This is a genomic window from Dokdonia sp. Asnod3-C12, from assembly GCF_045063975.1.
In the GTDB taxonomy this organism is placed as follows: Bacteria; Bacteroidota; Bacteroidia; order Flavobacteriales; family Flavobacteriaceae; genus Dokdonia.
On the sequence record NZ_JBEFNY010000003.1, the window covers coordinates 2,782,428 to 2,795,311 of the forward strand.

The following is a 12,884-nucleotide window of genomic DNA, read 5'->3' on the forward strand; positions in this document are numbered from 1 at the left end:
AAGCATGAGCAGATAAAACGATTTTACAAAAGTATGCGAGTCATTTGCAATAGCAAAGACTCGCACTGTGAATTATTATTTTTTAATGAAGGTTTAACAATGAAATGACTCAGCTAGTAAATAGCCAAGCTATTATACATTGAAAACTTACAATGATGGTTGTTATCTAATCTTTGATAATTGGTAGCTCGATAGATGATCCGTGCACCGCCGAATGATGCACGCTATTATGCGCTACAATACCTTCTTTTTCATCATAATTATTTCCTCCTGTATTGAGATTGCGAGCAAAACGTGGGAAGTTACTGCTTGAGATTTCTACACGAATACGATGTCCTTTTTTGAAATAGTTACTAGTAGACATCGGTGTGAGGTCTAGTTTGTAAACTTCGCCCTCCTCCATAAATACCTCTTTGTCATAACCTTCTCGGTATCTTGCGCGCTGTATCGTTTCATCCAGATTGTAAGCTGTACCGTCTGGATAAACATCAATCAGCTTGATAGTAAAGTCGGTGTCTTTCACATCAGATGATACGTATAAGGTGCTATTTATAAAACCAGATACTTCTACGCCTTCCTCTAGCGGATCTGTGGTATACACTAAGATATCGTTTCTGGTTTCCATTTGTTGTTGATCAAAAGCGCCACCTTGAACGGCGTTACCTGTACAACATACATTACCACCATAAGAAGGAACCGGTTGCATTGGGTCATAAGTAAAGCCGTCTACATTATCTGCAGTAGCTTTGTTGGTGGATAATGTTCCGTCTCCAAAACGGCTATTAGCATTTCCATTACTATTTAAATAATAGGTGGTAGGTTCAGCTTTTTTAGGTGGCCAAGTTTCCGCAGCTTGCCATTTATTGCTACCCATGGTGTAGTACTGAACCCTAGGTGTTTTTTCTTTAAAATCATTTTTCTCTCCCTTGAGCCATAAATCAAACCAACCATAAATCTGCTCTTCATAATTGAGTGTTGCATCACCTACGCTGCGCTCACCCACAATAGTATTTTCAGTTGCTCTTGTGTATGCACAGTGTAGGGTAGGAGCGATTACGAGATATTGATTATCTCTTATGCTCTCATCCTTAGTATTATTTCTTACGTGGTTAAATAAGGCTAGGTTAGGAGTAATGGAAACATCATACCAAGAGGCAAACCAGAAACTAGGAACACCAATATCTTTGTTGTCATGATAAATGCCACCTTCAAACCATGCCTTGTCGTTAGGTTTACGACGTATCATTTTGTCAAAAATCTCATTCTTACCGTTGATGTTTTTCAAAATATCTTGAATAGGCAAGTGCTTCAAAGCCTCTGCCATATCAACTGGCGGATTTTCTGGTGCTAAATCATAAAATCGTGAAATTCTTATTAAATCCTCTTGTGTCGCTCCCGCAGGAATACGAGGTTTAAATTTATCATGCTCTACGCCATACAACCAGGAGAAAAAGAGCATTTGCTCAACACCACCACGATACCAGTTTCCTTGTTCTTGAATATCGCCTATTCTTCCTACGCCAGCTCCATAGCCTTGCGGTACCATAGCTGCATGAGATGGATGATCTAAAGCTGCAACTGCCATCTGCCACTCTGCAGTAGAGGAGCAGCCAAGTGTGCCAATTTTCCCGTTAGACCATGATTGATTTTTCATCCATGTAAATGCGTCATATCCATCTGTGAGCGGTACGCCTAGAATATCCCATTCACCTTCAGAGTAGTATCTTCCTCGTTCGTTTTGAACTACGTAGGCATATCCTCTTTTTACAGCTTCTAGCGCTCTTTCGGCTGTTCTTGTTCTTTGTTTTCCGTCACCCCAAGAATTAAAATTATAGGGAGTTCGCGAGAAAATTATAGGAACCTTACCACTCGTCTTTGGTCTATAAATATCAGTAGCGAGGCGTATGCCATCACGCATAGGCATCATGACCTTTTGATCTACAATAGCTATTTGTTCAAGTTCGGCGAGTACATCGTTTTGTGCGTAAAGAGTGTCGCTCGATATCATAGACATCGCAAGCGATAGAAACAAAAGAAACGTAATTTTCTTCATCGTATAGGGATATTAGATTGTAATATGTATTACAATAATTAATCAATAAATATGATTCTAAATATACAATGAATTTATTGGTGCTTATAATTTTTGTGGTAACAAGTGTTTAGTTTTGAGGGTGGTAAGGTGTCAATCCTACCTAATCAAAGCTATTGCTTTCTTAATATATAGATCACTATCATAGTGTAGCGCACTCTCTTTTATCTCGTGATCTAGTCGTAATCCTTTACGTTGCACACCTTTATCATTTGGATAGAACGCGCCCATTGCTGTAAAGTCAATTTTAGTGCCGTCCATGAGTGGTACTTCATTTCTATTCATAATTGCGCCAAAGGTTTGCTCGCCTATGGTAATGCAGTTAGGTGATGCTTGGATTGCCATTCCCATCCATTCTGCCATGCTTGCCGTTGTTCTATCTACTAGCAATACTACTTTTCCTTTAAAGTAGTTCTTATTTTTCTTTCCTGCTTTAAATGGGTCCATGATAAAACTTGTCGCGGCATTTGCTCCATAGTTGCCATAAGCAGGTTTTACGGCGGTTAGCTTTTTTAAAAATGTTGTTCTCTCTGGATACAGATACTTTGCGATATCTGCAGTACTTATATTCCTCGGATAGTTACGTAAATCTATGATGATACCTTTAAATAGCTCAAAATCGTTAAAAGCTTCTTTCAGTTGGTTTTTATCAATCTTATTTAGATTTATATATCCAATCTTATCACTTATTTCTTTCCAGCCCTTGCTTTCAGTAGGCTTTAAGCGTTCATACTTTTGGTAGGGATATGCTAAAGGGCTTAGTTGGATATACTGCTCTTTGTTCTGACCATTTGTTTTTAAAATACTAACAAGAACCGAATCTTTAGTCGATGCCAGTAAATAGGTTTTTTCAATAGCGCGCCTTAGATAGTTCTTGTTTGAGGCACTTATTACATTGGAAAATTTTGCGTTGTAATAGGTCTCTAGCTTAACTCCATCCACGGCATAAATTACGTCGCCTTTAGTTAATGAGTCCTCTTGAAATATCTTTGTATCGTACACAGATGTAATCACTAAGGAATCATTAATGATTCTCCCGCCAAAGTTCGGGAACTTGTCTAATGAATTTAGCGTGTAGCTATATTGATAATTGGAATGCGAATCGTTGAGCTTGCTAAATAAATACTCCTTGGCTTTTTCAAAATTCTCCTTTCCTTCAGCGCTAAAAGCTGGTATTAGTTTGCTAAGAGTTTGTTCCCACGGTGTATCTGTTAGGTATAAATTCACATTCCAGTAATTCATCGTATTCCAGAACGAAGCAAGGAAGAGCAATCTATGCGCATTATTAGTGTAATCAAAATCTGCTAGGGCAGCGTCATTACTTAAATCAATAGAACTGCTTAGTTTTTTGATGTCAGCATAATGACTTTTATAGTTAGCGTTGTTTTTTAAGTCGCTTAGTAGTTGCGATAGCTGAACGCTATAACCAGACTCAAGAATCCACTTGAAATTATCATTTTTGGTAAAAAGCTCTTGTTTAAAGCTTTCTTTTATGTCAAAATCTGCCGTGCTATAACTTTCTATCCAAGCAATCATTTCCTTGTCAAAAGCTTCCTTTGTAACTAATGAGGGCAGTTTTTGATATTCCTGAATAAATTCTTTATTGACGTTATAGGCGCCGTTACTTATATCTGGGTGGTAATATTTTAGTAAGCCCCAGATTTTAATAAAATGCTCCTCTTTTTCATGTTCCTCTATTTGACTAAAAGAACTGGCAAGATTTAAGCAGAGTAGGAGTACTAAAATATGTTTCATGAAGATTTTAATTGTTTCAGGTTCGCTTTCGCGAAAGCGTAATTACTCAAACAGCACTGAGTTAATGGGTAGACATTTTTCTATTCATTGTAATTTCTGACTACATCACCTTTTTTTAATGTACTTGCATCTACGGCATTGTCAAATGTATACTCGGTAGATATGAGGCCATTAGTTGCAGATGGAATTTTAACGTTAAAATGTAAATGCTCAACGGTGGTAAAACCCGTCATTCCACTAATTGCGATGGGTTGTCCTTTCTCTACATAATCTCCAGGCTCAACGATTGCTCCATCATGGTTTAAGTGTACATATTGAGAGTACAAACCACTGTCAGGATGGTAAACGGTTAGGTAATTACTTCTATCATTATCTCTCCATTGCTGGCTTGTACCATGATCTTTGTATTCCTCAATCAAGCCTACCACATATCCATCATCTACACTAACGATGGTATCCCCTATCTTAAGATCAAAATCAATAGCATACTTACTCGTGATTTTATTATGAGAAAAGCTGTTGTTAAAGCCTTGTATGATTTTGTATTGTTTGCCCTTTGAAAATGGTAATCCTATGCTGCTTTTATTAATTTTACGCTGTAAATCTCCATATTCAATGCTGTATTTTGGTGTTACAGTAGATTGTACATCAGGATAATGAATCTTAATGATGGTGTCTTGCTGGTTTCTCAGGGTTACATGCCCGAATAGTGTTGCTAGGTCAGGATGCGTAGCATCTTTAACAAGCCTGACGCTTATGGGACACATAAGAGGGTTCTTTAATTGAAAAGATATGGTGTCATTTTCATACGCTTCTTTAAAGCTTAATTGAGCAGAGTGCTCCACTTTAGGGAAATTGTCTAGGCTTTTACAAGCTGCAAGGCAAACGATAGATAGTAAAAGGATAAGTTTTTTCAATGTTGATTTTTTAATTAATATCTGCATCAAAAGCTTACATAAAGGATGTATACTGTTTTTGATGTTGGCTTGTATCAAAGCTTCAGCCACGCTTTCGCGAAAGCGTAAAAAACCTAAAGTCTAAGCTTTAAGATCCTAGTGTTTTTTCCTTTTTTACCTGGAAGTATGACCGTTTGTTTATCAAGGTTGATGTTACCATTATTTACAATGTAATACACTTTTGATTCTTTATCATCAATAAGCTTTTTAAAGTCAAAATCTCCATCTTGATTAATTTTAATCATGTAAAGGTTTGATTTTTTAGCCTTTGTTTGTCTAAAGGAAATTCTATCTGCACTCAATTTTTTAATATTATCAGAGCAATTTATAAAGAAGTAAGAATCCTGAGCGACGGGGATTGAGGTAAAAGAACTCGTTCCAAAACCTGTTTGCCTTTTATTAATATTTCGTGCCCATTTTAAATTTCCATCCTTATCTAGTTTTACACTCATAATATCGTCAAAGTGATAGACAATGCGCGTTCTCATACTACCGTTAGTACCCATTGAGGTGTGTACGGTAGTATAAAACTCCTCTGCATTTAGAACAATGTCACCGTTGCCCATGATGTAAACACCTTTAAAATCCATATTCTTTATTCCTTTTTCTTTTTTTCTTTTCTTCTTGCCTTCTTTATTTCCGTACTTATCATTCAGAAATTCTTCAGAAAAAGGTGTGAATTTTTTCTTCTCGATCTTAAGGGTTTCGGGATTTAAATTAAAGAGGGTTACACCATTAATTCGGTTTGCGTTCTTTTGACCATAAAAGCCTATGCAGGATAATCCGTCTTTAGATTTTACAAGCTCTAGGGAGGAGATAAACTTGTCGTTATCTTTTAAATTAGTCTCGGTTTGTCCCTTTGCGTCAACTTTGTAAAGCTCATAATGATAACTGATTTCTCCCTTCTTCTTAGATTCTTTGGATTGTTTTTCATGAACCTTTCCTAAAAAATATACCGTTCCATTAGTGTCGTCTATGTCTACATTTTCATAAGTAAAGTCCTTATCCTTTACATCCTGTTGAATCAATTGATCATACACCTTATTGAAATTGCTGTCAAAAACAAAAATTTTATGGGTTTCCTGTTCCTTATTATTGATGTCAAAGTTGATTACAAAGTAGTTGTTGTTTTTAGACATAACTACTTCACCCGTGTGGTCACTATCTAGCTGAGATAAATTGCTTATCACAATTGGAAATATTGCAATACCAAAATACTTTTTTTGATTCTCTTCAGAGAAGGAAAGTATTTCCTTAGTATTGAACTTAAGATCTTTTAAATCTGCCGAAACTGCGTTAAAAGCAATCTTATCAGATTTTTTATTTATGGTGTATTCTATTAAATGGAGCTGATTGTCTTTAATGAATGCATTTTTAATCGTGTTATCCTTCACTTCATAGGTTACCTCGTTAAGTAGTTTTAAATCGGTGTCAAAGTGCTGTATGTAATATCCTTTAAGTGTTTGTAGAAGACCTCCATAATATGCTCTTATAGTTACTAGTTCGCCATTGTCACTTTCTAATGAAAATTTAAGGGAGCTACGTTTTTTAGAGTCTTTAAAAATCTCACTTTTAGTAATAGCAACATCTTGTGCATAATTATTAAAGCTTATTAAGAGTAAGAGGAGTACTATAATGTTTTTTATCATGGTTGTTAGTTATTCAAAGTGGGTTATGATGGTTGTAATATAAGAAGCTTTAATTTTATTGTTTGTTAGCCTTTCGGCGAAAATTTTAGGTTGAAGTTATATGGTTAACTTGGTAGTAGAAGTCTTGTTTCTAACTCAGTTCTCAATTTTAAAAGGTTATTTTTTTACACCTCTAATTCCGCTAGCGCAACCGAAAAAATATTCAATATACTCAACTTCAAAATTGGCTTTATTAAAAATATCAAATACATTTTTAGAGTTCCCGAATTCTTGAGTGTAAATACCTAGCATCTTGTAGGTCTCAGGACTTCCTAAAAATACTTTCCCTAAAATCGGAATAATATTCTTTAAGTAAAACATATAAAAAGGTTTTAAAATTCTGATTTTCGGCACAGAAACATCAATCAATGAGAACTTTCCGTTTGGCTTTAGAATCCGGTCAATTTCATTGGCAAGTTGTACAAGTTGCTCATCATTAAATGTTTTTAATCCAAACCCAGAAATCACGCAATCTGCAGAACCACTTTCTATAGAGTTATTAAATACATTTTCCTTTAGCAATGTTATGTTAGAATCGCTGAATTTAAGCTTTCTTCGTTCAGCGCGATTAATCATTCCAGATGAAAAGTCAAGACCAATTAGTTGAGAGTTACTATCTGAGTTTTTTAAAATATGTTTCCAGCATTCTCCCATTCCAGTCATTAGATCAACCACAACTTTCCCTCCTTCAATGTCAATTTCCTCCACACATTGTCTTCTCCATCTTTCGCTGAACCCAAATGATGTGATGTAATTCATTTTTGTATAAGAACTTGACATGTTATCAAATAGCCTTTCTACAAATTTCGGTTCGTAAATTTCCTTCATCTGCCGTAGTTGGTTAGTGTTATTTGCGATTTGCGTAGACGTAAGAAGAGTGTTTTTAAAGAATTTACCATCTTAAAAGCAATATACTAATCACAACTACTCCTTCCTTTCAAAAGTTTGCACAACGTTCTTTATGTCTGATATTGCTTGACTACTTCCAGGGACGTAGGTTCCTACAAATAAATAATACCCTCCATTTTCATCAAATAAAATCACTTGATACATCTCTTCGAGATTGTCGTCATTATTTGTGGCAAAGAGCTCAAAACCATCTAGTCCGTCAATTGTTATATCGTTGATTCCCTTGCTTGGGATTACCGAGTAGTCATCAGGGTATTTTTTTAATCGCGAGATACAAAACAATTTTTTATCTGGGATATTTACTTTTGCAAAAGATTTATCGGTGAGTAAGCTTGCTTTATCAATACTTTCTGTTGGTGTTTTTAGATCTCTATTAAAGAGCATTCCATTACCTATTACTGCTAGATATTTTAAAGAGCCTACATCTTCATTTAGTGAGTAATTAAGTGCCTCTCTAGGGTTGTTTTCTACCGTAGCGTCCACAAAAGTGCTTAGCACACTTTGTTTTATTTTTTCACCTAATTCAAGAGAATCCTTTACATACACACCATTTAGTAAGGTGCTAGATTTTTCGTCACCATAAATAAGAATGTGTTTTGAAAACATCATCCCGTTTGCGGGTTGTTCTATTTCTAGAAGTATTCCACTATAGTTACCTACTTTAATTTCCTTTCTGGTTTTCATTTCCATGCCTTGTGTCTTGAGCATGTCTGCATTAAACCCTTTTGATACTTCACTGTAAGGCCCTGGGATTTCAAAAGCCATAATCATGGAAGATGGGTCTTGTGGATTTTGAAAACCCTTAAAATTGCTTGAAGCTGCAAACGATGCTGGAGGAATCATAAAAATATTCGTTCCCTTAATTTGAAGGTGACGCTCCGTTTTTTGTGATGGTAATCCTTGCCCAACAACAATACTAGAAATGGATAATAGAAGTAGGGTGATTATTAATGAATGTTTCATTGTTATTGTTTTTAGCCTTACGGCGAAAATTTTAGGTTCAAGTTATATTGTAAAGATTTGTTTTTAGCGCAATGCATTATCAATGCTTAAATGTAAGTGGTATTTGAAATTTTGTTTTGACAGCCTTACCATTCCGGGTTGCTGGATTCCACTTAGGTAATTGTTCAAGTCGGCGGATTGCTTTTTTTTCAAAATTCAAACTAGTACTATTTAGAGGTTCAAAATCAGTCAATTTTCCATTCTCATCTACTACAAAGCTGATGGTGATTTTTTATTTAAAATCTCTTAATCGCCGCTTTTAATAGTGTAATATTCTTTTTCTGTCACTAGTTTCCCCATGTCGTAAAATTTTTTCGACCGAATACTTCCATTGAAAATATTGTGTTCACTCCAAACACTATCTTTTATGTTGTCTCTATAATATCCTCTCGTTTGAAGCCCTTTTGTTGAGGTATGATACTTTTCATATACACCATTAAGTGCTCCTTTTTTGTACATTTTTTTTATGTACAACACGCCGCCATTAGTAAATCTTGATACTAAACCATTGAGCGTATCTTTAGAATAATTTTCAATGGCATATAAAGTTCCATCTTTTAAATATTTTCTCCATTCTCCCTCTTTTAAACAGTTAACAATTTTACCCTCTAGTTTACTTGGACCAAATACTCCTTTGGGGCAAGGAGTACCATCTTCATTCACATAATTAAAAGATCCTTGAGCATAGCAGTAACTAGAGAAAAGGGTACATAAACACAGTAAGAGTATTTTCATTTTAATTATTTTTTTTTAAATAATAGAGTTATTAAACAAGTTGTTATTTATTAAATAAATTTTAATTAAAATCAACTACTAAAGTCTGTCCATTTCTAGCATTATAATACATTATAAGAGGCGTCTCAGAAGGTGAAGTTCCACCTACCCAAGAAGGAAACATATTGATGTTGGAATCAAGAGGTAACGTTAGCTCAGTTCCATCATCATTTACAGAAACAGACGACTCATTAAATTGATAAATTAAACCGTTATGCGCGACAACTCTAAGACCAGGCAGTAAATTATTTCCCGAAAGGATTAATGTGTCATTATAACTATAATTTGTTTGGTTAGAAGATATAATTTCTGGTGCATTTTCTGATAGGACATCAAGATTAAAAGGAGAAACAGATTTTACTTGGCCATCAACTATATATTTTAGTTTGTAGTCTATTGCGGTTACAATATCTGTAGGAAATTCAAATTGAAATGAGGTGTTTAATAAATCATTATTCTCGTAAGTAGTATAGTTATATGGCGCGATTTCATAACTATTAGCATCGTTCTCTAAAATTATATTCGAGTTTGGAATAGATAAATCTACATAGGTAGTCCTAACATAAGGAGTTGCATTACTATAATATCTAGTAGCAATGTCACTAGTGCTAATTGCGCTGTTCACAGAATTAAATGATATCCACTTAGTCATTACAGTATAAACATTAGAAGTTTCATCCTCTGCTGTTACAGTATATTGTATGTCACTATTAAAGTTTTGAGGTTCACTACTATTAGGTGAGATTGTAGCACCATCTGATATCATAATTATAGGCGATACATATGATGGGTTTTTATCAGTTTCTATCTCAATTGTTAAAGAAGCATGATTGATTACTCCATCAAATACTTCGTCATCAATATTTAGTTGAAAACTTAAAATTTTCTTTTCACTCGCTATTGGAGTATTATTGGTGATTACGGTATAAGTTGTCTGTTCTCCATTCTCTGCCGTAACAACATATGTTATATTTTGACTAAAATCTTGAGCACTTGAAGGGTTTGGTGATATTGTTGCGTTTTGAGAAATAGATATTTCAGGAACCAAAGTACTATTGGTCTCAAGCGCAACAGTGGTAAGAGTAATTGTTTTACTTTGTTCATTTATTACTCCATTAAAAGCATCTCCATTTGAAGTAATTTTAAATGAGAGGATTTTATTTTCTGAACTCAAATCTGGATCCTCGTCCTTAGAGCAACTAAATAATAATAAGCTTAGTATTAATAGTAATGATGCTTTTATTCTCATTTGTTAATTTTAAATAATTAGTTTATTTTTTTTATTATCTAATAGAAAGGACTTTGCAGATTTTCTTTGGATATATACCAGTGATAATCCTCTTTACATTATCGTGTTCTGATATATAATCACCAGAATAGTCCAAATCAAAATTTAAGTACAGATTGACATTGTTTTGTTTTTCTTGAAGCTTCAGATGTTTTATAAATTGTGAAAACAATCTTTTTCTTTCGGTTGTACTTTTAATAATTGGTGGGATTTTTAAAAAGAAGTACAAGGTGTGATATAATCTTACTTTTTTTCTCAAGCAATTAATAGATTTCTTTTCAATAGCGTTTAGATAAGTATTGTCTTCATGCATTGTGATAAAATATTGCGTTATTCCATAATTTGAATAATCAAGTCGTGTGTATTCAATATTAATATCATCAAATTTGAAAGTCAGAACTTCCTTCTTCTGAGAGTATGTAAGAGTAGCGATAAAGGAGAATAAAACTAAAAAGAGTGATTTCATAGGTTATAGTATGATTGTGATTGACTAGTGTAATTTAATTACAAGTTATTGTGAATAGCGTTCTTTGCTTGTATACCTTATTCATGATTTAAATGAACTAGTTTCCTCTTTTTTATTCTTTTTAGCTCTTTTCAATCTTTTTCTTTCGGCACGCTTTCTTACTCTACTTTCCTTTTTATCTTTTAGAAATGCAACGTTGGTTTTCTGGTCAATAACACCCGTAATATCAACGTCATAATTAAGGTCTTTTAATTTAGATTGTAATGAGGTTAATTCTTCTGTGGTAAGCTTGGTAAGTCTACAACTTACCTCTTTATATTCTTTGGTCAAATCTTCATTTACAACATAACAATAACATTTTTTTGAAAATGTTCTTTCTTTCTTATAAGTGCTTTGAGACTTCACCTGATAAGAGAAAATTAATAGTAAAGTAAGGAGTATAATATTTTTCATGTGTTTACTTTTCAATGATTTTAATAACGTTTCTAGCTCAAAGTAAGCTTGAAAGTATGAACAGAGCAATACCCAGTAGTCTATGTTTTAATTAAGCTAATTTTAAATGACACTCCATCAACACCCAAGTTCTATCACTACATGCTCAATCTTGGGGAATTTGTGATTTTTAGTATTTCACCCTTTTTTGGATGCTGAATTTTCTTAGCTAAGAAGTAAATACAGAGTCCAATTAAACTTAGTCCAATTATAAGAGTTCCTGTAGTTCCAAGCAATTCTCCAGTAGATGCAATTATTTTCTTTAGCCAGGCTCTTCTGCCTGTTGTTCTTACAGTTCCTCCACTTTCTGCTTCTACTGCTGCCGCATAGGTTGCTACAGTGAAAATTGAAATAATACCTAGAATAACTAGCTGAGGTATGATTTGTTTAAAAACAGAATAATTTTTCAACTCCGTTCCTTTCAATTTGGCCTTTAAATAGTCACGAATTTTTGAATAGACATCTTTATCAAGTTGGAATTCCTCGTCGGTGGTTTTGTCATCCTTGAAATTTAATTCTATGGTATCATCTGTATCAATAAATACAATCTCTTTTAAATCTTCATAATGAATACTTTGTACCGCTCCTAAACTTTTTGAATCGATAAGGTCATTGATATTTGAACCCTTAGTTAAATCAGTTATCCAAATAGCCTTTTCATTGGCTATTAGGTATTTGTCTAATAATTCAGTTTGTGAGATAATCCAATATTTCATTTATAGTTAGTTTTTTATAATTGCGTATTCTATTCTCGTGTTTGTAATTCCGCCTTTATGCTTTTGTGTTTTTTATCCAAAAATATAATCCCTAAAACCATTGCGATAGTAATTAATGTGAAGGAAGAATCAATTCCATCATCATTCATGATCCAATTGTAAACAAAAAATACAGCTGTTATTATGGTAACTGTTGATAGCACTTGTATGATTTTTTTGGTGCTATTAAGTTTAGTTTTTATCTAATTCTAAGTAATAGAGTTTTGCTGCTTCTTGAATTTCATTATCTAAGTTATCATCAAGAGCGTATGAATATAATACCCATTTGTCATTTGGTTTGTAAAATTTGAATATAAACCTAAGGGGCTGTCTATCGTATTTTACTAGGTATGAATATAATTCAAAGCTCTCAGCAAATTTCTTTGTAGTTATGATTTCATATCCATAGTACTTACCCATGTAGCTTTCAGAAAACCCATTCACAGTACCAATAATTTTATCGATATCATCTTTTATTCTATCAGTCCATTTGTTTGTCTCATATAATTCTTTTACAGCTTTACCAGCGTCTTTTTCATATGTTTCAAAAAAGGTGTCAATTAAATCTTGTGGACTAGATTGAGCATATGAGTTTCCAGATATTGTGATTAGTAATAGAAGTAATAATTTTTTCATTTATTTAGTTTTTAATGGTTATTAAGAGTGCTTTACATAGAGGTTGACTTATAAAAAGACCAAACCGTTTA

Annotated in this window: 13 protein-coding genes; all 13 read right to left on the reverse strand. The window is 33.7% G+C overall.

All coding sequences use genetic code 11. The features are described 5' to 3' along the window. Nucleotides 1-166: 166 nt before the first annotated feature. A complete protein-coding gene (locus tag ACJJVW_RS12585) occupies nt 167-2,053 on the reverse strand; it encodes a CocE/NonD family hydrolase (RefSeq protein ID WP_298323903.1) in 1,887 nt (628 codons plus the stop codon). Between the two features lie 138 nt (nt 2,054-2,191). Next, nucleotides 2,192-3,847 (reverse strand): S41 family peptidase, encoded by a 1,656-nt coding sequence (locus tag ACJJVW_RS12590; RefSeq protein ID WP_405252260.1) that lies wholly within the window; start codon nt 3,845-3,847, stop codon nt 2,192-2,194. Nucleotides 3,848-3,927: 80 nt separating this feature from the next. Beyond that, nucleotides 3,928-4,764, reverse strand: a complete 837-nt coding sequence (locus ACJJVW_RS12595; protein ID WP_405252262.1) for a M23 family metallopeptidase — start codon at nt 4,762-4,764, stop codon at nt 3,928-3,930. Nucleotides 4,765-4,877: 113 nt separating this feature from the next. Continuing rightward, nucleotides 4,878-6,452 (reverse strand): hypothetical protein, encoded by a 1,575-nt coding sequence (locus tag ACJJVW_RS12600; protein ID WP_405252264.1) that lies wholly within the window; start codon nt 6,450-6,452, stop codon nt 4,878-4,880. Between the two features lie 156 nt (nt 6,453-6,608). Continuing rightward, entirely contained in the window at nt 6,609-7,319 is a 711-nt protein-coding gene (locus tag ACJJVW_RS12605) for a class I SAM-dependent methyltransferase (RefSeq protein WP_379953049.1), read from the reverse strand. 96 nt (nt 7,320-7,415) lie between these two features. After that, nucleotides 7,416-8,363: a hypothetical protein gene (locus tag ACJJVW_RS12610; RefSeq protein WP_405252266.1), complete on the reverse strand. Its 948-nt coding sequence runs from the start codon at nt 8,361-8,363 to the stop codon at nt 7,416-7,418. 79 nt (nt 8,364-8,442) lie between these two features. Further along, nucleotides 8,443-8,631, reverse strand: coding sequence for a TonB family protein (locus ACJJVW_RS12615; RefSeq protein ID WP_405253102.1), 189 nt, complete (start codon nt 8,629-8,631; stop codon nt 8,443-8,445). 17 nt (nt 8,632-8,648) lie between these two features. Then, nucleotides 8,649-9,137: a toxin-antitoxin system YwqK family antitoxin gene (locus tag ACJJVW_RS12620; RefSeq protein ID WP_405252268.1), complete on the reverse strand. Its 489-nt coding sequence runs from the start codon at nt 9,135-9,137 to the stop codon at nt 8,649-8,651. 61 nt (nt 9,138-9,198) lie between these two features. Then, complete coding sequence (locus ACJJVW_RS12625; RefSeq protein ID WP_405252270.1) at nt 9,199-10,425, reverse strand: DUF5018 domain-containing protein; 1,227 nt, start codon at nt 10,423-10,425, stop codon at nt 9,199-9,201. Nucleotides 10,426-10,459: 34 nt separating this feature from the next. Next, nucleotides 10,460-10,930 carry a hypothetical protein gene (locus ACJJVW_RS12630; protein WP_405252273.1) on the reverse strand — a complete coding sequence of 157 codons (471 nt, stop codon included), beginning with the start codon at nt 10,928-10,930 and terminating at the stop codon, nt 10,460-10,462. A gap of 81 nt (nt 10,931-11,011) precedes the next feature. Beyond that, entirely contained in the window at nt 11,012-11,383 is a 372-nt protein-coding gene (locus ACJJVW_RS12635; RefSeq protein ID WP_405252275.1) for a hypothetical protein, read from the reverse strand. A 137-nt stretch (nt 11,384-11,520) separates the two neighbouring features. Next, entirely contained in the window at nt 11,521-12,138 is a 618-nt protein-coding gene (locus ACJJVW_RS12640) for a hypothetical protein (RefSeq protein WP_405252277.1), read from the reverse strand. Nucleotides 12,139-12,369: 231 nt separating this feature from the next. Then, on the reverse strand, nt 12,370-12,813 hold the full coding sequence (locus tag ACJJVW_RS12645; RefSeq protein WP_013749594.1) for a hypothetical protein: 444 nt from the start codon (nt 12,811-12,813) through the stop codon (nt 12,370-12,372). Nucleotides 12,814-12,884 lie beyond the last annotated feature (71 nt).